Origin of the sequence: Limisphaera ngatamarikiensis (assembly GCF_011044775.1) — a bacterium.
In the GTDB taxonomy this organism is placed as follows: Bacteria; Verrucomicrobiota; Verrucomicrobiia; order Limisphaerales; family Limisphaeraceae; genus Limisphaera; species Limisphaera ngatamarikiensis.
This window is the reverse complement of the sequence record NZ_JAAKYA010000004.1, coordinates 17,842-41,555: the sequence shown is the minus strand read 5'-3', so window position 1 is coordinate 41,555 and position 23,714 is coordinate 17,842. Positions and strand designations below refer to the sequence as shown.

Here is a 23,714-nt window from a genome sequence, read left to right as displayed (position 1 = left end):
TTTCGCTCCGGGTGAACCTGGGGTAATGCGCGTGGTGCGTGCGGCTGGCCGCCGCCATCGGGCCCGACAATTTCGGAATCCAATCCGGGCGGTCATCCCGTCGACGTCGATATCCCTTCCCGCCGCCGCACCCCTCATTTGCACCCGTGCCCGTTTTGAACCACAAATAAGGGCAACCGACCCGGGCACGGGTTACAGCATCTCGGGGTCAGGCCCCACCCATGCGCAAGGAGTTCACAACGCAAAAGGCGAGTCCTGAAGGACAACCGGACGCGTCCGCTTCGCCACCGTTCAGCGAGCGGGCCGTCTGGCGTCCGATGGGCAACGGATGGCAACCCATCTTCGGCAGCTTCAAGGGCGAGGGGTTCAGCCTCGAATGGCACGACTTCCAGGCCGAACGCGAGCTGGATTGGGGAGCCAGCTTCCATCCGGACAGCGTGGAGATCTGCCTCAACCTCGCCGGGGAAGGCTACGTCCGCCACGGCCTCCAGCAGCTCAACTTCGAACCCAACACGGTGGCTTTCTATCACCGGGCCCGTACCCCGCTGGAAGCCCGTCGGGCCGCCGGACAACGACACCGCTTCCTCACCGTGGAACTCTCCCCGGCCTTCCTGAGAAACCATCTCGCTCGTGCCGAGCCGGTCCTGCACCCCATGGTCCGGGCCGTCATGGCGGGCCAGCCCGTTCACCAACCCTTTGGCGTTCGATCCCGATTAACCGCCGCCCAGCGCCAAATGGTGGAAACCTTGCGGCGCCCGCCGGTCTACGCCGCCGCTCAAGACGTCTGGTACCGGTGCAAGGTCGTCGAGCTGGCTGTGGTCTTTCTCCTCCAACCGGCGCCCGAGGACGAATTGTTCTGTACCCGACAACAAAGGATCGCCCAGGAACGTGTCGAACGTGTTATCGCCCTCCTCAAACAAAACCTTGCCAGCCCGCCCACCCTCGAAGACCTGGGCCGACAGGTCGGCTGCAGCCCCTTTTATCTCAGCCGCATCTTTTCCGCCCAAACCGGCATGACCATCCCCCAGTACCTACGGGAACTGCGCCTCGAACGTGCGGCCGAACTCCTTCGCACCGGCCGCTATAACGTCACGGAGGTGGCCCTGGAGGTGGGGTACAACAGCCTCAGCCATTTCAGCCAGGCCTTCCACGAACGCTTCGGCTGTTGCCCGGGGCTCTACCCCATCCAAACCCCAGTCCAATCCAAAGCCCGCGAAACTCGTCCCGCCCATTCGCCGCCCACCGACCTTCCTGCCCCATAACGAGGCACGTCCCGGCCCCTGGCCGGCCGGCCCGAACCCCGTACCCCCCGGCGGGCCGCCCGGTCCCCCAAAACGCCAGGGTCCGTGTCCCGCACCAAGGGCAGGACACGGACCCGCGGAAACCCCGGCACCCCTTCAAAGGGGCTGCCTCAGCAGCCACCCGAGAGGGTCACGAACAACCCAGACTTTCACCGCAATTGAGGCACTTGTAACAGGCCCCGTTGCGCACCGTCACGTGCCCGCAGTTCGGGCAGGTGGGCGCGTCCAGTTGGAAATGAGCCACGGTGTCACTCAGCGACCTGGGAGGCGCCGCCGACTCCGGCCGCGCCGACCCGCCCGTCGGCGTGACCGGCGCCGGTTCCACCTCCGTGTCATCCGCCGTCCGCGGCAGCTCGGGGACGGGCCGGTTCACACTCTTCTTCAGCTCCTCCATCAAGCCCGGAATCGCTAGTTCCGGCTGTTGCGACCGGGCCTGTTGCTCGCGGTAACCCGGCAGGAACTGCAGCGCCATCCACCGGAACACGTAGTCGGTGATCGAGGACGCATTCCGAATCTCCGGGTTGCGGGTGAAACCGCTCGGTTCAAACCGTTGATGGGCGAACTTCTTGACCAGCGCCTCCAGCGGCACGCCGTACTGCAACGCCAGGCTCGTCAGCGTGCCAATGGCATCCATCAGACCGCCAATGGTCGAGCCCTCCTTGGCCATGGTGATGAACAGTTCGCCCGGTGAACCGTCCTCAAACAGCCCCACCGTCAGATAACCCTCGTGCCCGGCGATCTCGAACTTGTGCGTGACGGCCCGCCGTGTCTCGGGCAGGCGACGCCGCCTGGGTTGGCCCACCTGCTGTCGCAACTGCTCCACCTCGGCCTCCAGCTCCCGAATCCGCTTCTGCAGGGCTTCGAGGGTCGCTTCGCCCTGGCCCGAACCGTCGCTGCTCTTGCGGGTGTTGAGGGGTTGCGACCTCTTGGAGCCGTCGCGGTAAATCGCCACACATTTCAGGCCCATCTTCCATGCCTGCACGTACGCGTCCCGGATCTCCTCGATCGTGCTGTCGTGCGGCATGTTGACGGTCTTCGAGATGGCGCCGCTGATGAACGGCTGCGTCGCCGCCATCATCTTCAAATGCGCCATGTAATGAATCGCACGTTTGCCCCGCGCCGGCTTGAACGCACAGTCAAACACCGGCAGGTGCTCCGGTTTCAACCCGCTCCGGATGATCCGCCCGTCTTCCTCCACGTCCTCGATCGTGTCGTACTTGTCGATGTGGGCCACGATGCGATCGATCTCCTCCGGGCTGTACCCCAGCCGCCGCAACGCCTCCGGCACGGTGCGGTTCACAATCTTCAACATCCCGCCCCCGGCCAGCAGCTTGTACTTCACCAGCGCAATGTCCGGTTCAATCCCCGTCGTGTCACAATCCATCATGAACGAGATCGTCCCGGTCGGCGCCAGCACCGTCACCTGCGCGTTGCGGTACCCGTAACACCGACCCAGCTGCAGGGCCCGATCCCAGCAAGACCGCGCCACATCCTTCAGATGGGCAAACTCGGGGCCGGGCTGGATCTGCTCCACCGCCTCCCGGTGCAGCTGGATGACCTCGAACATGGACTCCACGTTGTCGGGCTTGAGCGGCTTGGGCACATGCGCACACCGCGCATCGTGCAAACCCGGGAACGGCCCCAGCGCCTGCGCCAGACGGGCCGACTGTTCGTAGGCCGTCCCGGTCATGATTGCGGTAATGGCCCCCGCCAGCGCCCGCGCCTCATCCGAGTCGTAGGGCAGCCCGTAGCTCATGATCAGCGATCCCAGGTTGGCGTACCCCAGCCCCAGCGTCCGGAAAATGTGAGAGTTCACCGCGATCTCCGGCGTCGGATAACTCGCATTGTCCACGATAATGTCCTGCGCCGTGATGAACACCCGCACGGCCGCCTGGAACCGTTCCGCGTCAAACGTCCCGTCCGGACGCTTGAACTTCATCAGGTTCAACGAGGCCAGATTGCACGCCGTGTTGTTGATGAACACGTACTCCGAACACGGGTTGGTCGAGTAGATCGGTTCCGTGCCCTTGCAGGTGTGCCACTTCTGAATGGCACCGTCGAACTGCATCCCGGGATCGCCGCAAATCCACGTGCCCTCGGCAATCTTCCACAACAACTTCGCCGCGTCCTTCTTCTCCAGCGGCTTGCCGGTGGTCACCGCGCGCGTCCACCATTCCCGACCCGCCAGCGCCGCCTCCATGAACGCATCGGTCGCACGCACCGACAGGTTCTCGTTCTGATACATCACGCTCCCATAGGCCTCGCCGTTGTAGCTGCCGTCATAACCCTGCTCGATCAGCGCCCAGGCCTTCTTCTCCTCCTTTGCCTTGGCCTCGATGAACTCCTCAATGTCCCCGTGCCAGTCGTACAGGGTGTTCATCTTGGCGGCCCGGCGGGTCTTGCCCCCGCTCTTCACCACGTTGGCCACCTGATCGTACACCTTCAGAAAACTCAGCGGTCCGCTCGGCCGACCCCCGCCGCTCAGCTTTTCCTTGCTCGAACGAATGGGCGAAAGATCCGTCCCCGTGCCGGAGCCGAACTTGAACAGCATGGCCTCCGAATAGGCCAGCCGCATGATCGACTCCATGTTGTCCTCCACCGACTGGATGAAGCAGGCGCTGCATTGGGGGTACTCATACTGCGTCCGCGCCCGCTCCGCCTGCCCCGTCCGCGGATTATAGTACCAGTTGCCCGGCGCCGACCTGGTCCCGATCCCGTACTGATGGTACAACCCCACGTTGAACCAGACCGGCGAATTGAACGCCCCGTACTGGTTCAGACACAACCAAACCAGCTCATCGTAAAACACCTCCCCGCTTTCGGGTGTAAAGTAACCGTCCTTGATCCCCCAATCCGCAATCGTACGGCACACCCGGTGGATCAACTGCCGCACCGAGCTCTCGCGCTCCGGGGTGCCGATCTCCCCGTAAAAATACTTCGACACCACGACCTTGGTCGCCAACTGCGACCAGCTCTTCGGCACCTCCACGTTCTCCTGCTTGAAAATCACCTTCCCCGAATCGTCCGTGATCTCCGCCGTGCGCCGTTCCCACTCCACCTGGTCAAACGGCTTCACCTTCGGATCACTAAACACCCGGGGCCACTCCATCGGCTGCCGGATCGGCGGCTCCGCCGAACCCGTGCCCGTGACGGTAACCACCCGATCCTCGCCGGAAGATCCCAGCCGCGCCTCGGCCTGCTGAACAATCGGTGCTTCGATCATGGTGTCAGGTTTCGATGATGGGTTGGCAACCCCGCAGCCTGCTCGACGGCAAAAGCCCGACCGACCGAGCCAAACTGCGGGGAAATCTGCCAAAAACTGTTTCAAGAACCAAACCCTGCCGTGGCGCCTCCCACACAGGGCGCTACCCAACCGGTTGGGTAACGCTGCGACTTTAGCCCCAACATATGGGGTTGCAAGGGGAAACTGCGACTTTTTACGCTAACGTTAATTATAGGCCCGTTCACGCCGTTTCCGGAACCCGGCCGAATCCAACCCGGCACCCAAACCCCGCCCAAACCCTCCCGCTCCACGCCCTCCCCGCAACCCCGTCACCGGCCCGTTAACGCCACCAACGGAGCCACTTCCCGCCAGATCGCCGCCCGCACCTCCTCCACCGACCCGCTCGCATCAATCACCCGAACCCGCTTCGGATCCGCAGCCGCAATGGCCTCGTACCCGCGCGCCACACGCTCAAAAAAGGCCGCGTCCGCCTCTTCCATCCGATCCCGCACAAACGGGAGCGTGGCCTGACGCGCCCGCAGCCGCTCCGCGCTTACCTCCGGCGGCACACGCAACAAAAGCGTCAAATCCGGCCAGGTGTCCCCCACCGCAACCTCGATCACACGCCGCACCATCTCCAAATCCAGCCCCCGACCGTACCCCTGATATGCTATCGTGGAATCGGCAAACCGATCGCAAAGCACAATCTCCCCCGCGGCCAGCGCCGGCCGAATCACCTCCCGCACCAATTGCGCCCGGCTCGCATTCATCAACAACAACTCCGTCTCCCACGCCATCGCATGGTTCTGATGACTGTGCTTGAGCGTGTGCCGAATCTCCTCACCAATCGGCGTGCCCCCCGGCTCCCGCACCACCCGCACACGGCGACCCCATTCCCGCAGGCTTTGCGCCAGCAAGGCCACCTGCGTCGTCTTCCCGCTGCCCTCCGTCCCTTCAAATGTGATAAACAACCCTTTCACACCCATCGACGCCAATCCGTCCATCACCGCGTCCCAAACGCCATGGCGGGGTGGCCCGACAACCCCTCAAAACCCAACCTACGACGCCAGCCGTTTCAACCGCGGCCCCCGGGGCGTGTCCTCCACCAGCCAGCCCGCCAATCGAATCTGTTCCCGCAACGCGTCCGCCCGGGCAAAGTCCCGCGCCTTGCGCGCGGCCTGCCGTTCCTCCACCCAACGCAGCACCTCCGGCGGCGGCGTCTCCTCAATCTGCTCACCCACCGCCAGGACCGAGTCCACCCTTGCCCATTGCTTCAGCGCAGCGGCCGCCCCGGCCGGACTCAAACTCCCCGACCCCATCCTCCGGTTCAACTCTCGTACCCACTCAAACACCGCCGCCCAGGCGGCCGAAATGTTCAAATCCTCGTCCATGGCCGCCTGAAAGGGCCCCACCAGGTCCGGCACCGGTCCGCCGGTCTCAGCCCCGACAGCCGCGCCCGCCCCGACCTCGCCCGCCAGATCGCGCAGCCGCGTCAGACACTCGTCCAGCCGGCCCAACGCGCTGCGGGCCCCCTGCAGACCCTCCAGCGTAAAGTTGAGCGTTTCCCGATAATGCCCCGACAACAACACGTACCGCACCTCCCGGCCTGTGAACCCGCGGGCCAAAAGATCGCGCAACGTAAAAAAGTTGCCCAGCGACTTGCTCATCTTCCGCCCCTCCACCAGCAGGAACGCGCCGTGCACCCAGTACTTGACGAACCGCCGCCCCGGCGGTTGCAGCCCCGCTCCCTCGCTCTGCGCGATCTCATCCTCATGATGCGGAAAGATCAGATCCTCACCCCCGAGGTGCAGGTCAAAACTCGGCCCCAGCCATTTCATGCTCATGGCCGAACACTCAATGTGCCAGCCCGGCCGACCCTCGCCCCACGGACTCGGCCAGTAAACATCGCCGTCCTCGGGCGTCCGCGCCTTCCACAACGCAAAATCCACCGGCGTTTCCTTGGCGTATTCATCCGACCGCACCCGTTCGCCCGCGCGCAACTGGTCCATCCGGATCCGCGCCAACTGGCCATAGCGACCGCCGGCGGCCATGTACCTCTCAATGCTGAAATACACCGAGCCGTCCGCCGCCCGATACGCAAGGCCCCGCGCCATCAACCGCTCAATCAAACCAAGGATCTCCCCGATGTGCTCCGTGGCCCGCGGCGTGTGATGCGGTCGCCGGCACCGCAACGCCTCAAAATCCTCAAAAAAAGCCGCTTCGTACCGCGCCGTGTACTCCCGCAACGGCAGCCCCGTCTCCCGCACGCGTCGGATGATCTTGTCCTCCACATCGGTGATGTTCATCACGTGCCGCACGGCGTACCCCCGAAATTCCAGATACCGCCGCAGCAAATCCGCAAACACAAACGTGCGCCAGTTGCCAATGTGGGCGAAGTCATACACCGTCGGCCCGCAACAATACATCCCCACCTCCCGCCCGCCGGGGTCCCAGGGCTCGAACGGCTCCAAACTGCGCGTCAATGTGTTGAACAGTTTCATCTCTCTCGCGACGCCCGCGCAGGGTACGCACCCCGACCCCACCCGCAAAGAGGAAATCCGCCCCAACCCCGCAGCCCGGATCCCGGAATCCATGGCCCTCGCAACCGCAGCCGAACAGCTTCGGGCAACGCCGTCAAACCCACCAACCGCCCCGCCGAGGGACACCGCCGCGTGCCCACTGGTCGCCCCGCCCATACCGCCCCCGGCACCGAATCGGCGTCCCGGCACAAAAGCCCATCCACAACCAGGTGCCCATCACCCCACACCGGCCCGCTCCCACCTGCAGGCAGCCCCCGGCCCCGCGCACCCGGACCCCGAACCGCGGACCCTCAATCCTGCCGTTGCCCCCGGCCATCCCGCGCCCATCTCGACCACCCCGCCTGCCAACGCCCCCACACCCCGGGCTCGCATTCACCATCCCATCGCCGGGTAAGATTGACGAACACCAGAATCGGTGCATGATTCTTACTCATATGAACACGCACCACATGCGACCTACTCGAATCGACCTCGCACCCGCCACCCGCGAGGCCATGGTGGAACTGCTCAACCGGCAATTGGCCGATACCCTCGACCTTTACACCCAGACCAAACAAGCCCACTGGAACGTCACCGGACCCCAGTTCCAACAGCTCCATGAGCTGTTCGACGAACTGGCCGGCCAACTGATCGGGCACCTGGACCTCTTGGCCGAGCGGGCCACGGCCCTGGGCGGCGCAGCCCGGGGCACCCTGCGCATGGCCGCAGCCGTTTCCCGACTCCCCGAAATGCCCGCCGGATTCCACGACGGGCTCGCCGTGGTGAGGCTCCTGGCCGATCGCTACGCCGCCCTGGCCGCCTCGACCCGCGCCGCCATTGAAACCGCAACCAGGGCCGGCGACGCCGCCACCGCTGACCTGTTCACGGAAATCAGCCGGGCCCTCGACAAGGCTCTCTGGTTCCTGGAAGCTCACCTGCAGGCGTGAACCCCCCTTGACCGGCCGGGCCGTTTCCCCGGGGTTCCGAGATGACCCCGGCGCGCGGCGCTTTCAGCCTGCGGGACTGCTGAAGGGGCGATCTGGCGGCCTGCTTGAAGCAACGGCCTGCCGGCCCCGCCCTGCGTCCATCCCAAAAGGTTCAATGGGACGCCGGCTCAAAGTCCGACGCTGCGCGGCTTCTCGGTTCCTCGCCGCGACCTCCAAAAACCGGCGCTGGTCGGTGCTCCGCAAACCCCGGAGTCCAAGCGCGGAAAAACGATCCTGCAAAAAGCGGGGCCTGTCGCACCCGACACGCCCGCGAAACCGGGTTAACTTTGCGCCCCGGGGCACCCGGAAAGGGCCGCCGCGTTCTTGCATTTCCCGGCAGCACGAGTGGGGGCGTGCAGACCAACCCCAACCAATCACGGCCACTCCAAGGACACCGCCCGGTAAAACCGCCGGGGCGCCGACCCTGCCGCGGGGTCCCTCACCGTGATCAACGGGCAATCGCAAACCACGTTGGTCAGCGCCTGCCAGGTCTGCAGGTCTGCCGAATACTCGATCCGATACGGCACGCCGCTTTCGCCCCGGACACTGAACTCAAACGCCCCGTCCGCCACCCACCGCGGCGACTCCAGTCGCGGACCGACCTGCACCAGGGCCAAACTGTGTTCCACACCCGCCGCCACGGCCAAAACGTTCCGCAAACCGGCCGGCGGCGTGGGCTTGGCCCCTCCCGATCCCCACTTTCACCGTGCCGCACCCCTCGCAGGTCTCCCCGTTTCACACAGGGCCGTCGCCGCACCCACCTCGCTCACCGTTCGGAGGGCTGGTGTGTCAGTCACCCGGCGCGGGTCGACCGACTATGGCCAACCCCTGATCGGGGAATCTCAGCCGCAGCCGCCAGGTCACAGCAAATCACCACCGCCGGATGCAGCCATAGGAAGGACACCGGGAACCATGGAGTCACCTCGCGCGTCTCCCAGAACCGGCGCAGCACGGGCGCCTTGGAGGAACCGGTGGCCAGCAAAAGAATGCGCCGCGCCCCCAGAAGGTCGCCCATCCCCAGCGTGAACCCAAACTTCACCCGGCCCGAGGCCCGACCCAGCGTCGGATGGCTCCGCATGCCGGCGCTCAGTTCCACCGCGTGCGGTCCCGGCAGGACCGCCGGACCCGGTTCCATCATCCCCACATGACCATCCACGCCCACCCCCAAAATGCACAGGTCCATCGGGCCCTGCGCCCGCAACCATTCGGCCACGCGCCGGCATTCGGCCGCCGGGTCCTCGGCCAGGCCCCGCCACCCGCAATACTGTCCGGGGCGCACCCCCAACGGCCCCAGCAACCGCTCCCACAAGTACCGTTCGTTGGATCCCTCCTCCTCGCCGCTCAACCCGCCCCACTCGTCCAGAGCCAACCAACGTGCCTGCCGAAACAAATCGGGCTCCTGCCGGCCCATCTCCACCAAATGCGCATAAAGCCCCACCGGCGATGCCCCGGTGGTCAGGCCCACCAATGCGTCCCCTCGGGCCAGCAGCACCTCGCGCACACGCTCTGCCGCCATCCGACTCATCGCATCGGCATCTGCGGCAATGCAGCATTCCGGTTCAAAAACCCGGGCTCCGCCTCGCAGGAGCCCACGCCACTGCCGCAGTTCCTGCTCGCCCGGGGCCGGTCCGAAACCGGGGACTTCCGTACTCATGGCTTTATGGTGAACTCCCCACCCTTGTCGTGTCCACGCTGACCCGCCCGGAGCTTGAAACCAGCCCCGCCCGGGGCCCGGTCTCAACCCGTCCGACCGGCCCGCCGCGTCCGGTGGTGGGACTTGGGCCGTAATCACCACCGGACCCGCCCACGCCCAGGGTCGCACCCCCTGCCGCGCTCCGGGTCGGTGCCCGTTTACATCACTTCGGGTACGGTGACCTGTCCGGGCACCGGCAACGGCCTTTTCACGAACCACCAGCAGAGTCCGAACATGACCGAACAGGCCACCGCAAGCACGTGGAGGATTTGGATCGGGCTTGCGTGAAAGGCCAGCAACCCGGCCACGTACAACACCGCCAGCCCCACCAGCCAGGGCACCACGCGGTAATCGGTTCGGGCCAACAGATGATTCACCAGGACGTTGGCCAGGGCCAGCGGGATCATGGCGGCAGCATACCATGGCAGGATTTCCATCGTGGGCTGCACGTAGGCGGGCGTGTACACAAATCGGATCAACCACGGGCCCACCAGGCAGAGGCCCAGGCCGGCCACACCCACCAACACGGCGGTGCTTACCAGCGTGACCGTCAGCAGATTGCCATCCTCCGCCCGTACCGTGCTGCGAACCACCTTTGGAAACATCACCGCCGCCAGCGGCCCCACCAACCAGATCAACCCGCGCGCCAGCGTGCCCGCGCTGGCGTACCACGCGGTCTGTTCCGGAAACCACCACTTCACAAATACCGTATCGGCGCTGAACAGAAACAACGTCACGCCAAACCCAAGGAACAAGGGCAGCGTCTGTCGCAACAACGCCCGCGCCGCCAGCGGTTCGGCCGGCCCGGTCCAGAGCGCCCGGCTCTGCCATAATCCCAGCAGGACCGACGCCCCCACGCCCAGCAAGGCAGCCGTCATGATGCTGGTGGCTTCCCGCCGCCAAAACCACACCAGCAACACCGCCGACCCCACCCGCACCACCGCGTTGGCCAGCATCGAGATCCCCAACCACAGAAAGTTCTGGGCGCCCTGCAACATTCCCCACACCACCGGCATCCACAAACACCCCAGCATCAGCAACAACGTGACCCAGATGGACGCCGGATTGGCAATGCTCAGTCGCCGGCTCAAAAACGGTTCCAACACCACGACCACGGTCGCGCCCACCGCCCATGCCAATGTGAGCCAGCCCCACAAACCCCGGATCTTCCCCGACAACACCCGGAGCCGATCCAGCGCCAGATCCGCCGCCGTTTGCTGGGCCACCACCATCTGCAACGGAATTGCCGGAATCAGCATCGTCAATGTCAGCAACGTCACCGCCGTGGCGTACTCCGACGGAGGGATCCACTTGGCCAGGAAATGAACCCCCAGCATCACCACCCCGGTCACCAGATTCACCACCATCAGCCACCCGCTCTGTCGGAAAAAAGTGGCCCGATCCGAGGCAACCGAGCTCAACCCTCCCGTGCGAGTCTCCATGCCACTCATGTGCGTCACCGTCCCCCCGCCTCTGCTCACGGCAGGCGCTCCAGCCAACGGCCCAGTTGTGCGCAGGCCCGTTCCACCTGCCGCACGCTCACCCACTCATCCCGGGTATGCGCCTGCGCCACATCCCCCGGCCCAAACACGACCGCCGGCATGCCACCGGCCGACAAGATCGCGGCGTCGCAGAAATAATGCGCACCCGCCGGTTCCCGTTGCTGCAAAATCTCCAGAAACATCCGCACCCACGGATGTGACGGATCCGTCTCCAGGGGCGGACAGGTGGCCTTCGTCAAAGGCTCCACACGCACCGGCAGGGCGTGGCGCCGCAACAAGCTGCGAATCTCCCGCAGGACCCGGAGCGCATTCTCACCGGGTACCAACCGTCGGTCCATCTCCGCCCACGCCTCCTCGGGGACCACGTTCGGCTGCCGGCCTCCGCCCACCCGACCGACTGATAACGTGGGCGGCCCCAACAACGGATGCCGATGTTCGCCCAAACCCGGCACATACTCGCTCTCCAGCACCAGGATCGCTCGCATGAGGGCCGTGATGGCATTCCGACCCATCCACGGCGTGGCCCCATGGGCCGCCCGTCCTTCCGCCACCAGGCGCAACCATAAACTTCCCTTGTGCGCCGTCACCACGCGCAAGCGCGTCGGCTCCCCGACAATCGCCAAATCCACCCGCAGCCGGTCCCGGGCCAGCCGCCGTGAACCCGCCTGCCCGTATTCCTCATCCACCAGGGCGGCCAGAATCACTTCCGTCTGCCTGGGATATCGCCCATGTCGCGCCGCCTCCACCAACACCCACAACATCGCCGCCAGGGAAGCCTTCGTGTCGCACGCCCCCCGCCCCGTCAGGCGGTCGCCCTTCCGCCGCGCCCGCAACTGATCGGCAGAAGTCACACTGACCGTATCCATGTGGGGCGCAAACACCACACGATGCCGCACGCGCCCCGGCGGCCGCATCCGTACCAGGACGTTCGCCCGGTCCTCCGTGACCGGCTGAAGTTCCGTCTCAAGTCCGGCGGCCCGTGCCCGGTCCTGGACATACGCCGCCACCCGTTGCTCACCCGCAACGGGATCTCCCGGTTCCGCAAAGGCCGGGTTGACACTCGGCAGCTCGATCAGCTCCGCCAGCCACTGGATCACACGCGACATGGGCCATCAATCTAGGCGGGACCCTGTACCCGGGCCAAGCCCGCAGGGCCGGCCCGGCTCCGCTCGTTTCGCCGGGCTGGACATCGGCCTTCAATCCCCCTAAACGCCTACGGATGCAATCGTGGGACCACCAATGGCTGGCAGCGCTCGCCGTCCTGTTCATCGGCCTGTCCAAGGCCGGGTTCGGTGGCGGGTTGGGCATGCTCACCACGCCCCTGTGCGCGCTGGCTTTTCCGCCCCGCGACGCCCTGGGCATGTTGTTGCCGCTGCTTTGCGCCGGCGACGCCTTTTCCCTCTACTACTACTGGGGCAGGTGGGAAAAACGCTGTCTGTGGTACCTGTTGCCGGGTGTGATCCCCGGCGTTGTGCTCGGGGCCCAATGGGTCGGCCGGTTCTCCCCCCGCGAACTCAACGTCGCCATTGGCTTGATCGCCGTCGGCTTTGTCCTTTACCAGGTCGGACGTGATTGGATCTTGCGGGTGGAGGGGACCTTTCAACCCAATTCACGGATCGGATTCCTGTTCGGCCTGGGTGCCGGCATCACCTCCACCTTTGCCCATGGAGCCGGACCGGTGGTGAGCATGTTCCTCGTTCCCCAACGGTTGCCCAAGGAAATCTACGTGGGAACCACCGTGCTGATTTTCACCTGGATCAACTGGATCAAGGTCCCGTTCTACATCGCCAACGGCGTCATCACCCTGCACACGGTCCGCCAGAGCCTGTTGTATCTGCCGTTGGTCCCGCTCGGCGTCTGGTTGGGGGTGCATCTGAACCGGCGATTTTCGGAGGAGCTGTTCAGCCGCATCGTGTTGGTCACCATCTTCCTCACCGGACTGCAGCTCATCTTCCAGTTTCACTTCTGAACCCCTGGCAGGCGCCCGGGGAAAAGTTCGGCACCAGAAGCAGGCGCCGCCACCCGGCCAGTCCCCTTCACCTCCGACCCTTGGCCGGGAAAACGGGCGCGCTTGCGGACCTCGCCACCTTCTGGCAGGGACGTCGGGTCCACCTGCCGTCCGGAACCGACGCACTTGAGGCTCCCCCGAGCCCGCACATCCAATCGACGGTACCCACCTTTAGGGCGGGTAACTCATCCGGCAGGAAAGCCGCCCCAAGCGGTCCCATCCGGCACCCCTGCGTCGGCCCGCAAGCGGCAACGTTCGGGTCAAAGCAGCCGACATGGTCTGTCGCCCGGGACTGTCTCCCGGTGTCGGATTGGCTTTCATCGGACGGCCTTCTCCCCTATGCTGCCGGCGATGAACAGGGTCGCTCTCATCACGGGTGCTTCCCGCGGGATCGGCCGGGGCATCGCACTGGCCCTGGCACGGCTCGGGCATGACCTGGTGCTCAATTACGCCGGACGCGCCGACGCCGCCGCCCAAACCGCGGAGGATTGTCGCCAGACCGCCCGCGCCGCCGGTCATACCATCCGGGTCGAACCCTGCCAGGCCGACATCAGCCAGGCCGCGGATCGCCAGCGCCTGCTCGACTTCACCCGGGCCGGCTTTGGCCGGCTGGATTTGCTGGTAAACAACGCGGGGGTGGCACCCGCCGTGCGGGCCGACATTTTGGAGGCCAGCGAGGAAAGTTTCGATCGCGTGCTGGCCATCAACCTCAAAGGCCCCTATTTCCTCACCCAACAGGCCGCCCGCTGGATGATCGACCAGGTCCGGGAAGCCCCCCCCGGAGCACCCCGACCCAAAATCATCATCATCTCCTCCATCTCGGCCTACACCGCCTCGATCAACCGCGGCGATTACTGTCTCAGCAAGGCAGCCCTCTCCATGATGACCAAATTGTTTGCGGTGCGGTTGGCCGAACACGGCATCGGCGTGTATGAGATCCGGCCCGGCGTCATCGCCACCGACATGACCGCCGCCGTGAAGGAAAAGTACGACCGGTTGATTGCCGAGGGGCTCACTCCCATCCGGCGCTGGGGCACGCCCGAGGACGTCGGCCGTGCCGTTGCTGCCATTGCCCAGGACCTTTTCCCGTTCAGCACCGGAGAAGTGTTCAACGTGGACGGCGGGTTCCACCTTCACCGGCTCTGAAGCGCCGGCCCGCCCAGCGCAAGCCGAGGAGACGTCTCATGGCCATTCGCATTGACTCGAAACTCACCTGTCGTCAGCTCGTCCCTGACATCGAACGGTTGTTCGAACTGTCCGCCGCCAAAATCCTCGCACTGGAAAAAAGCTGGTCGCCCGAGCGCGGTACGCCCGTGTTCACCGTCAATGGGCGCTATACCACCCGCGGTTGGACGGAATGGACCCAGGGGTTCCAATACGGGTCGGCCCTGCTCCAATTCGATGCCATGGGCGATGAACGGTTCCTGGAAATTGGTCGCCGCGGCACGTTCGAACGCATGGCCCCGCACCTGTCCCACATCGGCGTCCATGACCACGGGTTCAACAACATCTCCACCTACGGCCAACTGCTGCGGCTCATGCACGAGGGCAGGATTCCCGCCGACCCCAACGAACGCGCCTTTTATGAGTTGGCCCTCAAGGTCAGTGGGGCCATCCAGGCTTCCCGCTGGACCCGCCTTGCCGACGGCACCGGTTTCATCCACAGCTTCAACGGCCCGCATTCCCTGTTTGTGGACACCATCCGCTCCCTGCGCGTGCTGGGGGTGGCCCATGCGCTGGGGCATGTGCTGATGGGCGAGCAGGACCGGCGCATCTCGTTGCTCGAACGCCTCGTCCACCATGCCTGGAACACCCTTCGCTACAACATCTACTATGGCGAGGGACGCGACGCGTACGACGTGCCGGGGCGCGTCGCTCACGAGGCCATCTTCAACACCACCAGCGGCGTCTACCGTTGTCCCAACTCCCAGCAGGGCTTCTCGCCCTTCACCACCTGGACCCGCGGACTGGCCTGGGCCCTGCTCGGTTGTGCCGAGCAATTGGAGTTCTTCCATGCCGGCGTGCCCGGAGCGGACGAGGACTTCGCGGCGGTGGGCGGGCGCGACGCCTTCATCGAAAAACTGCTGCGCGGTGCCACGGTCACCGCGGATTTCTACCTGACCCACTGCTGCGCCGACGGCGTCCCCATGTGGGACACCGGCGCGCCCAATCTCCATCGCCTGCCGGCGGACTACCTCGACCGCCCGTCCGATCCCTTCAATCCGTGGGAGCCGGTCGACAGCTCCGCCGCCTCCATCGCCGCACAGGGCCTGCTCCGCCTGGGCAACTACCTCCAGGCTCACGGTCGGACCGCGCAGGGTCGCAAATACCGACAGGCCGCCCTGACCATCGCCCGAACCCTTTTCCGCGAACCCTACCTCAGCACGGATCCTTGCCACCAGGGGCTCATCCTGCACTCGGTCTACCATCGCCCCAACGGCTGGGACCACGTCCCGCGCGGGCAAAAGGTCCCCAACGGCGAAAGCTCCATGTGGGGCGACTACCACGCGCGGGAGCTGGCCCTGCTCATCCTTCGCGAGGCCCGGGGCGAGGTGTACCCCACCTTCTTCAGCGGCGTTCTCTCGAAATAATCCGGAACCGCCAGTCCGGCCGACGACGCCCACCCGTGCCGCGCCCGGCCATGGGAAACCACGGCCGGGGCGGGGCCGGCCAGACCCTTGACGAAAATCGCGGCCCCAACGGGGGTTCAACCCGGACCGCACCGGTTGCCCTCGTGAGGTTTGGGAACTGCGATGGCCTGCAGCAGGCTCAGTATTCCCGATTGCGTTTTCGGCCCGGTTCCGGCACCGGGTACCGGCCGTCCGGACCCGGTTGCAGCGGAGCGGGCGAGTCGTAGGTCAACCGGTCCAGTCCCGGCGCCATCTCGTGATCGTGATTCAGCATTTCATCCAGGGTGACCTCCTGGCCGGTATGAGCGGCCATGCGCCCCATGGAGGTCACCACACTGGCCATCACCCCGCGTTCCACCTCGTTGAACGGCTGATCCTTGACGATGGCCGTCAACAACGCCCGCCACTCGTTGACGTAAGGGTTCGATTCGTTTTCCGGCACCTGGGACTCCCACACCAGGTCGGATCGCCGCATCCGGTGGCTCTTGAAAATCCGTGACGGCAGGCCGCAATCGCCGCTGCTCGACACCACCGCCATCCCGTTCGTGCCGTGCAGGTAACTGGCGTACAAATCGCGGCATCCCGTCATGCACCGCCCGTCGAACAGCATCTTGGTCCCATCGGGGTACGTGTACTCGACCGAGTAGACGTCAAAGTTCTGGTCCACGTACGGTCGGCCCTCTGGATCGGTCTTGTAATGACGGCCGCCCACCGCCTGGGCCCGTTCCGGCCACGTCCCCTTCATCCACGCCAGATGGTCAATGATGTGGATGTAGAAGTCACTGAAGCATCCACCGCTGGCCCAAATGAAGCTGTGGAACCGCCGCAACTGGTAGAGCAGGTGACTCATGTCGGGTGGTTTGGCCACCGAAGCAAAGTATCCAGCCGGCCCGTGCATGCGGTAGCCGCGTTGGAGGATGATCTCGCCCAGCTGGCCGTCCCGCACCCGCTGGGCCAGCTCCTGCAGGGCCCGACTGTGCCGCGACATCAGGCCCACGCCACACTTTAACCCCCTGGCCTCGGATTGCTTGGCCAGTTCCAGCATCCGCCGGCTGGTCGGTCCGTCCACCGTCACGGGCTTTTCCATGAACACGTTCAAACCCTTCTGGATTGCATAGGTGAAGTGCACCCAGCGGAAGGCCGGTGGTGTGGTCAGGATCACCACGTCGCCCGGGCGCAGGCAGTCCATCGCATATTTGTAGGCGTCGAACCCCAGGAACCGGCGATCCTCCGGCACATCCACATGATCGGCAAACTGGCTCTTGAGGCTTTCGTAACTGCTTTGCAGCCGGTCCCGGAACACGTCCGCCATCGCCACCAGCTTCACCGGCACCACGCCCGCATGGATCGCGTCGCCCACGGCTCCGGTGCCCCGGCCGCCACAACCCACCAGTGCCAGTCGCAGTCCACCGCCTTCACCGCCGTGGACATGGGGCAGGGACACCCCCGCCAGGGCCGAAACCGCGGCAAGACGACCGGTTTGAATGAGGAACTCCCTTCGATTGGGCCATCGTTTGTCGGTTGAGGATTCCGTTTGCATGGCAGCATGCTCTCCGGCGCGCCCTTTGCATGTCAACGCGCCTTTTGTTTCCGGGAGCTTGGACGCCAAAGCCGGCTGCCACATTCGCTTCACCTTCAACGCACGGGCACGGGCCGCGCGCGGGTTGTGCCCCACGCAATCCGGCAACCAGCCGGCCGGCACCGGCCCGGCCCTTCAGCCCAATGAATCTCCCGGCCCCGGGCCCGCCGGTTGACAAGCGATCCCACCCCGTCTTACTTGCGCCATGAACACGCGTTTCCAACCCCTCGCCGGCGCCGGCCCCATCAGCCGGCGCACCTTCCTGCAAACCGCCCTGGCCGGTCTGGCCATGGGCCGCGTCCTCCTCCAGGCGCAACAACCGGGCCCCGGCGGTATCCCTACACGCCCGCTGGGCCACACCGGGGTCCGAATCCCCATCATCGGCCTCGGCGGCTGGAACATCGGCGCCGTCCGCGACGACAACGAGGCCATCGCCATCATGCACGAGGCCATCGATGAAGGGCTCACCTTCTTCGACAATTCCTGGGATTATCACGACGGACGCAGCGAGGAACTCATGGGCCGCGCCCTCAGTTCCGGTGGCCGACGCGACAAGGTCTTTCTCATGACCAAGGTCTGCGGGCGCGACTACAAAACCGCCCGACAACACCTCGAGGACAGCCTCCGCCGGCTCCGCACCGACCATATCGACCTCTGGCAATTTCACGGCATCAAGTGGGATGACGATCCCGACCTCATCTTCGCCGAAAACGGCGCCCTGAAATGCGCCCTGGAAGCCCGCAAGGAGGGCAAAATCCGATTCATCGGTTTCACCGGCCATCAACATCCCCGATACCACCTGGCCATGCTGGCCCGCGACTTCCCATGGGACGCCGTCCAAATGCCGCTCAACCTGTTGGACGCCCACTACCAGAGCTTCCAAAAACAGGTCCTGCCCGTGTGCCAGAAACGAAACATCGGCGTCCTGGGAATGAAGGCCCTGGCGTCCCAGAACGGCCGGTTGGTCCGTGAACTCGGCATCCCGGCTCCCACCCTCCGGCGTTACGTCCTCAGTCTGCCGGTGACCAGCCTCGTCTGTGGGATTCAATCCCGCGACGATCTCCGGCAGGACATCACCATGGCGCGCAACTTCCAGCCGCTCACGGAATCCGAGATTGCCGACCTGCTGGCCAAAGCCGAACGCCCCGCCGCAGACGGCCACATCGAACAATACAAGGTCGGCAATTACGGCTGCGACTGGTGGCACCGGCAGGCCCGCACCTCGTGAGACGGCGCTTGCGCGCCCCGCGCAGCGTGCTTAGATTCATGTGCGGTGACAGCGGGCAGGCCCGAGCAGGGCCCACATGCCCGCACCGACACGCCAGGGTAGCTCAGTTGGTAGAGCAGAGGACTCATAAGCCTTTGGTCGGGGGTTCGAGTCCCTCCCCTGGCACCAGTTTTCGGCGGCTTGTGCGGCACCGCACAAGCCGCTGCCCTTTTCCATCCGCCCCGCTGCGTCGCCGCACCTCACGCGACAACGGTTTACCGCACCAGCGCCCGGAGCCAGACCGTCATCTCGCCCGGCTGTCGGTTTCCCCACACACAGTACGGAACCAGTCGCACCGTGAGCTCCTGCCATTCCGCTTCCATCCATGGCCGGTACAACCGGCCGGTCCAATCCCCGCGGGCCCGCCATCGGCCCGTCCCTTCCAGGACCACCACCCCGCCCAGCAAGCGGCCGTCCCAGCGCACCCGCAGCGGTGACCCCGGCACCAGCCCGACGTCCATCGGGCTGATCCCCCGGGGCAGATCGGCCGATTCCAGGCAGTAAACCACCGGCCCGCGCTGCAGCGCCACCTGCTGGTAACTCTCCTCCACCCACGGATGCGCCTCCCACCAGATCGGTTCCATTTCGAGATCCAGATCCACCACGTCCCCGGCCCGCCATTCCCGCGTCACATCCCACCACGCACCCGGGGCAGGCCCCTTCTGTTCCGGGCCCAGGTTGATCCGCAACCGGGCCGAACCCGTCCACGCCGGCACGCGCAACCGCAACGTCATGGGGCCCTCCGGCGCCCGCTCCATCACCAGCCGTACCCGTCCACTCCACGGATACTCGGTCTCCTGCCGGAACCGCACTTCACCCAACTCCGGCCCCGTGACGCGGACCTCACTGGCCCCGTACAACACCACGCAAACCGTCCGGTTGGAAACCATCGCCACCCAGCCGGGCGACCCGGCCACGATCCGCAACAAATTGGGTGGACAACAAAACGAGCTGACGAACGGCACCCGTTGTCGCGGCCAGCGCAGTTCAAACGGCATCGGATCAGTCACTCGAAGCGGGTTCGTGTAGAAAAAGTTTGTCCCGTCCAGCCCCATGCCGGACAGAACGCTGTTGTACAGCACCTGTTCCAGGGCGTCGGCGTACTGGACGGCACCCGTGGCCCGCAGCATCCGCCAGTTCCACAACGCCCAGCCGATGTTGGCACAGGTCTCACAATGGGCCGTCAATTGCGGCAACTGATAGTCGCGTCCGTAGGCCTGGTGCACGCGGCTGATCTGGTCCTGGTCCCGAGCCCCGTCCGGCGAAGCCCCATCATAGAGGGCGCCGCAGCCGCCGGTCAGATAGAGCTTCTTCTCCACAACGTTGGACCAGACCCGCGTCAACGGCGGCCAGAGCCCGGCGTCTCCCGTTTCCAGATACAGATCGGCCGCCCCGGCATACAGGTAGTTGGCCCGCACCGCATGTCCCACCGCTTCGGCATGATCGCGATACGGCAGTCGGTCTTGATTGTCGTCATCCCCGCCCGCCACCCCGCTGCGCACGGCCCAACAACGACGGGCGAGATCCAGCCAGCGCGTCCGGCCCGTCGCCCGGTACAGGTCCACCAAACCCATGAAATGCGAGGGGCAAACCGGTCGACGGACCGCCTCCGGCACCGGCTCGATCAGCGCACGTTCCAGACGCCCGGCCGCCTTCTCCGCCACGGCCAGCAACGAGGTGCGACCCGTCACCCGGTAATGCAGCGCCGCCGCACTGAACAGATGCCCCAGGTTGTAGAGCTCGAATTGAAATCGGTCGCCGAACGGTACCGCATTCGTGTCCCCCTGACGCATGCGCCACTGAACACTGGTCTGCAGGTAGCCATCGGGATCCTGGGCACGGGCAATCAACGCAATCCGGTCCTCCACCCGCGCTTCCAGTCCGGGATCGGGTGCCAACGCCAGAAAGGCCACCGCCGCCTCCAGCCACTTGTAACATTCCCCATCGTTGAACGGCGCGCCGCGGCGCCGCCCCTCCGCTTCACCGGCCACCACCTCGAAATTGCGCCAGAAATGTGTGGGCTCGGCCCCCGAAAACAGCCGGTCCAGCGCCGGCAGGGTCTGCGTCCGACACAACGCCCATCGTCCCGCCCAAAATCCCTGGGTCCAACGCGAGGACCCCGGTTCCAACGTCTCCCACCGCGGCTCCCCGGGTCCGGCGCCGGACACCGGTACACCCACCAGCCATGCCGCAACCCAGAGCACCGGGCCGACCCGCCTCAGACTCTTCACTCCGGATTTCATCCTCGAATCTCCTCCGGTCCCAACCGTCACGATTCCTCCCAACACAGCCCCGGCCGGGTTACGGCCATTGATCTTCCAGGTCCCGCCGGCGCAAGGTCTCGGAAGCCGGTACCACGCCCAATACCACAAAACTTCCCGAACCCGGCACTTCCAGACGGTGCCGCCCCGCTGGATACCGCAAAGCGTACACGTCCACCAAGGGACACTGTTCCACCCGCGCCGCCCCCCGCAGAATGGGTTCCGAGCCACCCTGTTCCGCCCAGTGCGCCGCCGCATCCACGTTCGGCGGTTGCAACCAGATGTCGCGTTCGTCCCGAAACAGGCCCAGCAACACGTACACCGCCTCCTCCACTTCAAACTCCACCGGCCGGTACCGACCGTTCTTGGCCTCCTCATGCGAAAACCGAATCCCCGTCAAGCCGTGGAGTTCCGGGGCCAGTTCCACCAGACGATATCCGCGGTCCCGAAAAGGCTGCGCGCCCGGCACAACCTCATAGGTCTCCGCCCAGTCGCTCCACACCCGCACGCTTGCCGCCCGCCATGGCCGTGGCGGCGGCTCCCGGCCCTGCAACCGGCCCTGTCTCCACTGTTCCAACCGCCCTTGAAATGTGGCCAGCTCGGCACGATACAGCGGCAACACATGCGACCAGTGATAATTCGTCACCACACCCGCCACCACCCCGGGAAACGGAATCCGCCGATGTCCCGTCTGCAAACTGTTCGCAAAGCGATAAGCCGGGCCTGCCAGCCGGGTGAGTTCCTCAAACGCGGTCACACTCTCCGCCAGAGCCGCCGCCGCCCGGTCCAACCGCACCGCATCGCCGTCCCGCCGGTACCTCAGAACCTCTTCGGCTGCGCGCGTCCTGGCCTCGTAAAAGCGCGCCATCGCTGCCAGGCACCGAAGGTCGTTCTGCCACCGGCGGAATTCTTCCCGGTTCCTCCGTACGTCCGCCTCCGCACCCTCCAGCAGCGCCACCGCACGTTCCGCCCTTGCCAGGGCCTCCTCCCGGGCCCGCGCCGGCGTCTCCCCCGGACACGGTTCCCCTGCCGCACTCCGCGCCACGTACTCCTGCAACCGCCAGCCGGGCGGGGCCAGACACTCCCACAAATCTCGCACCGGTTGAAACCGTTCCGGATGCACCAACTGTTCCAGGGTCATCCCCAGCGACAACGTCTGCCGGTTCCCTTCCGTAATGCCGAAGCGCCGCAGGAGAATTGGCGCCACCAACCCTGCCTCATCACACGCCTCCACAAACCGGTCCGCCGTTGTCGCACCACAACCAAACCATTCTTGCACCCGCTCCCGCCAATGCACCCGTTCTCCCTCCTCGGGCCGGTCCGGATCCCATGCATATCGGCCCCACGCCTCGAACCAACCCCGGTCGCGCTCCCACTGGCGCAGCGGCGGTTCCACCCGGTCCGGGGCGTCCGGCCAGTTCCAGTACGCCAGCGGATACAAATGCAACCCGGCCGCGCCCAGATCCTCCCGCATCCCTTGCACGCATCGCCGAATGAAACCCGGCGCGAAATACCGGAACGGCTCGAGATTGGCCAAAATATGCACGTTCACCACGTGAGGCCCCATCGCCGCCATCCGCCGGTGCAACTCCTGCAACCGCCCGCGCACACGATCCGTGGTGAGCGATTCGCCGTTGAACTTGGTCATCGTGTAGAGGTTTGTGTACAACGCAAAACACGGCGGCAACACCCGTTCGGCATACGTGGCGTGCGTTCGGATGATCAGGGGCGGCAGTTCTTTCAATCCCGCCGCACGCGCGCCTTCCATCACCCCGGGCAGAATCACGTTCGTCGCCCAATCCAACTGGTGCTCCGCGCCCTGCAACGCCTCGCCCAGGCAGACCAGCAACCCCACATGCGGATATTCCCGGATGAACGTGGCAATCGCCCTGCGCGTGTAATCCGCCGCCACCGGATGCGGTCGGCTCAACTGCGTGGGCAACCCGTGCTTCTCCGCCAGCGGCTGCGGCAGAAGGATGTTGTAAAACATCACCACCAGCCAGATACCCCGCCGATCACACTCCCGGGCCAGCCAGTGCATCATGTCCATGTTCCGCTGCAGCACCGGCTCCGGCACCTCCACGCCCTCCGGATACTCCGGCACGCGCACGACCGACCCGAACGGGTGCCCGTTCCACAAATACAGCGTGTTGTAGCGGCACTCCGCCAACACATCGAGAAACTCCCTCCACATCGCGCGATCGTAAAACCACGGAAACAGCTCCGGCGTCCACGGATACTCGTACACCTGCCGACCCGGCAGAATCGTCGGCTTCTGTAGTCCCACACAAACCCCGCGCAGCTTCAAAGCAGGCCTCTCCACCCGATCCTCCACCGGCCCGCCCCCTTTTCGACGCACCTCCTCCGCCAGGCCCAGGCAGCCGTACAAAAACCCCGTCTCATCTCCGGCCTCCACCACCCACCCGCCGGGACGTACCCGCACCGCAAAACTTTCCGCCACGCTCGCCCCGACCTTCCTGCGCTCCAGACGCACACGCACGACAGGATTCGTCCCCAAAGCAGTCCCCGCCGAAACCACCCGCGCCCCCGCTGAAATCCACGCCTCCCTCAACCGATGCAAACCGTACTCCACCCGCGGACCGACAACATCGCCACTGTCCAACACCACGGTCACGCCGGGCCCCCATGCCGGTCCGGCAAACCCGGGCGACCCAACCGCCCAAACCATTCCCCACAGGAACCACATCCAGGCAACGACCCACCTCACGCACGCCGCCCCCAAAG

Annotated in this window: 16 protein-coding genes and 1 tRNA gene; 7 read left to right on the top strand and 10 right to left on the bottom strand. The window is 65.5% G+C overall.

Annotated features, from left to right (window positions below):
- The first annotated feature begins 221 nt into the window (after nt 1-221).
- Entirely contained in the window at nt 222-1,262 is a 1,041-nt protein-coding gene (locus G4L39_RS00170) for a helix-turn-helix transcriptional regulator (protein WP_165105008.1), read from the top strand.
- 169 nt (nt 1,263-1,431) lie between these two features.
- On the opposite strand, the gene G4L39_RS00165 is transcribed toward G4L39_RS00170, so the two are convergent.
- The 3 genes from G4L39_RS00165 to cysS all read right to left on the bottom strand — a co-directional run bounded on the left by G4L39_RS00165 (nt 1,432) and on the right by cysS (nt 7,025).
- Nucleotides 1,432-4,410 carry a vitamin B12-dependent ribonucleotide reductase gene (locus tag G4L39_RS00165; protein ID WP_165105161.1) on the bottom strand — a complete coding sequence of 993 codons (2,979 nt, stop codon included), beginning with the start codon at nt 4,408-4,410 and terminating at the stop codon, nt 1,432-1,434.
- 443 nt (nt 4,411-4,853) lie between these two features.
- Nucleotides 4,854-5,510: a dTMP kinase gene (gene tmk / locus G4L39_RS00160; protein ID WP_165105006.1), complete on the bottom strand. Its 657-nt coding sequence runs from the start codon at nt 5,508-5,510 to the stop codon at nt 4,854-4,856.
- A gap of 72 nt (nt 5,511-5,582) precedes the next feature.
- The gene (gene cysS / locus G4L39_RS00155) at nt 5,583-7,025 is read right to left on the bottom strand and encodes a cysteine--tRNA ligase (RefSeq protein ID WP_165105004.1); all 1,443 of its coding nucleotides are present in this window, start codon (nt 7,023-7,025) and stop codon (nt 5,583-5,585) included.
- A gap of 473 nt (nt 7,026-7,498) precedes the next feature.
- Between cysS and dps the strand changes: the two genes are divergently transcribed.
- Nucleotides 7,499-7,990 (top strand): DNA starvation/stationary phase protection protein Dps, encoded by a 492-nt coding sequence (gene dps, locus G4L39_RS00150; protein ID WP_165105003.1) that lies wholly within the window; start codon nt 7,499-7,501, stop codon nt 7,988-7,990.
- A 413-nt stretch (nt 7,991-8,403) separates the two neighbouring features.
- On the opposite strand, the gene G4L39_RS00145 is transcribed toward dps, so the two are convergent.
- The 4 genes from G4L39_RS00145 to G4L39_RS00130 form a co-directional block, all read right to left on the bottom strand.
- Complete coding sequence (locus G4L39_RS00145; RefSeq protein WP_205880670.1) at nt 8,404-8,658, bottom strand: hypothetical protein; 255 nt, start codon at nt 8,656-8,658, stop codon at nt 8,404-8,406.
- A gap of 164 nt (nt 8,659-8,822) precedes the next feature.
- Nucleotides 8,823-9,683 carry a 6-phosphogluconolactonase gene (locus G4L39_RS00140; RefSeq protein WP_165105000.1) on the bottom strand — a complete coding sequence of 287 codons (861 nt, stop codon included), beginning with the start codon at nt 9,681-9,683 and terminating at the stop codon, nt 8,823-8,825.
- 197 nt (nt 9,684-9,880) lie between these two features.
- Nucleotides 9,881-11,164 carry a lipopolysaccharide biosynthesis protein gene (locus G4L39_RS00135; protein WP_165104998.1) on the bottom strand — a complete coding sequence of 428 codons (1,284 nt, stop codon included), beginning with the start codon at nt 11,162-11,164 and terminating at the stop codon, nt 9,881-9,883.
- Nucleotides 11,165-11,199: 35 nt separating this feature from the next.
- Nucleotides 11,200-12,330 carry a M20 family metallopeptidase gene (locus G4L39_RS00130; protein ID WP_165104997.1) on the bottom strand — a complete coding sequence of 377 codons (1,131 nt, stop codon included), beginning with the start codon at nt 12,328-12,330 and terminating at the stop codon, nt 11,200-11,202.
- Between the two features lie 113 nt (nt 12,331-12,443).
- On the opposite strand from G4L39_RS00130, the gene G4L39_RS00125 reads away from it, so the two are divergent.
- From G4L39_RS00125 to G4L39_RS00115, 3 genes are all read left to right on the top strand, one after another.
- A complete protein-coding gene (locus tag G4L39_RS00125; RefSeq protein WP_165104996.1) occupies nt 12,444-13,193 on the top strand; it encodes a sulfite exporter TauE/SafE family protein in 750 nt (249 codons plus the stop codon).
- A gap of 390 nt (nt 13,194-13,583) precedes the next feature.
- Nucleotides 13,584-14,378, top strand: coding sequence for a 3-ketoacyl-ACP reductase (locus tag G4L39_RS00120; protein WP_165104995.1), 795 nt, complete (start codon nt 13,584-13,586; stop codon nt 14,376-14,378).
- Nucleotides 14,379-14,416: 38 nt separating this feature from the next.
- A complete protein-coding gene (locus tag G4L39_RS00115) occupies nt 14,417-15,823 on the top strand; it encodes a glycosyl hydrolase (RefSeq protein ID WP_165104994.1) in 1,407 nt (468 codons plus the stop codon).
- 178 nt (nt 15,824-16,001) lie between these two features.
- Here the strand turns inward: G4L39_RS00115 and G4L39_RS00110 are convergent, their stop codons facing one another.
- On the bottom strand, nt 16,002-17,402 hold the full coding sequence (locus G4L39_RS00110) for a Gfo/Idh/MocA family protein (protein WP_165104993.1): 1,401 nt from the start codon (nt 17,400-17,402) through the stop codon (nt 16,002-16,004).
- Between the two features lie 244 nt (nt 17,403-17,646).
- On the opposite strand from G4L39_RS00110, the gene G4L39_RS00105 reads away from it, so the two are divergent.
- Entirely contained in the window at nt 17,647-18,669 is a 1,023-nt protein-coding gene (locus G4L39_RS00105; RefSeq protein ID WP_165104992.1) for an aldo/keto reductase, read from the top strand.
- A gap of 92 nt (nt 18,670-18,761) precedes the next feature.
- A tRNA-Met gene (locus tag G4L39_RS00100) sits at nt 18,762-18,837 on the top strand.
- A gap of 86 nt (nt 18,838-18,923) precedes the next feature.
- Here the strand turns inward: G4L39_RS00100 and G4L39_RS00095 are convergent.
- A complete protein-coding gene (locus G4L39_RS00095) occupies nt 18,924-20,951 on the bottom strand; it encodes a glycoside hydrolase family 127 protein (protein WP_165104991.1) in 2,028 nt (675 codons plus the stop codon).
- 58 nt (nt 20,952-21,009) lie between these two features.
- A complete protein-coding gene (locus G4L39_RS00090; protein WP_165104990.1) occupies nt 21,010-23,676 on the bottom strand; it encodes a hypothetical protein in 2,667 nt (888 codons plus the stop codon).
- Nucleotides 23,677-23,714 lie beyond the last annotated feature (38 nt).

Coding starts and splice junctions, on each gene's coding strand:
- G4L39_RS00170 (WP_165105008.1), top strand. CDS start 222: ATGCGCAAGGAGTTCACAACGCAAAAGGCGAGTCCTGAAGGACAACCG.
- G4L39_RS00165 (WP_165105161.1), bottom strand. CDS start 4,410: ATGGAGTGGCCCCGGGTGTTTAGTGATCCGAAGGTGAAGCCGTTTGAC.
- tmk (WP_165105006.1), bottom strand. CDS start 5,510: ATGGGTGTGAAAGGGTTGTTTATCACATTTGAAGGGACGGAGGGCAGC.
- cysS (WP_165105004.1), bottom strand. CDS start 7,025: ATGAAACTGTTCAACACATTGACGCGCAGTTTGGAGCCGTTCGAGCCC.
- dps (WP_165105003.1), top strand. CDS start 7,499: ATGAACACGCACCACATGCGACCTACTCGAATCGACCTCGCACCCGCC.
- G4L39_RS00140 (WP_165105000.1), bottom strand. CDS start 9,683: ATGAGTACGGAAGTCCCCGGTTTCGGACCGGCCCCGGGCGAGCAGGAA.
- G4L39_RS00135 (WP_165104998.1), bottom strand. CDS start 11,164: ATGGAGACTCGCACGGGAGGGTTGAGCTCGGTTGCCTCGGATCGGGCC.
- G4L39_RS00130 (WP_165104997.1), bottom strand. CDS start 12,330: ATGTCGCGTGTGATCCAGTGGCTGGCGGAGCTGATCGAGCTGCCGAGT.
- G4L39_RS00125 (WP_165104996.1), top strand. CDS start 12,444: ATGCAATCGTGGGACCACCAATGGCTGGCAGCGCTCGCCGTCCTGTTC.
- G4L39_RS00120 (WP_165104995.1), top strand. CDS start 13,584: ATGAACAGGGTCGCTCTCATCACGGGTGCTTCCCGCGGGATCGGCCGG.
- G4L39_RS00115 (WP_165104994.1), top strand. CDS start 14,417: ATGGCCATTCGCATTGACTCGAAACTCACCTGTCGTCAGCTCGTCCCT.
- G4L39_RS00110 (WP_165104993.1), bottom strand. CDS start 17,402: ATGCAAACGGAATCCTCAACCGACAAACGATGGCCCAATCGAAGGGAG.
- G4L39_RS00105 (WP_165104992.1), top strand. CDS start 17,647: ATGAACACGCGTTTCCAACCCCTCGCCGGCGCCGGCCCCATCAGCCGG.
- G4L39_RS00095 (WP_165104991.1), bottom strand. CDS start 20,951: ATGAAATCCGGAGTGAAGAGTCTGAGGCGGGTCGGCCCGGTGCTCTGG.
- G4L39_RS00090 (WP_165104990.1), bottom strand. CDS start 23,676: ATGTGGTTCCTGTGGGGAATGGTTTGGGCGGTTGGGTCGCCCGGGTTT.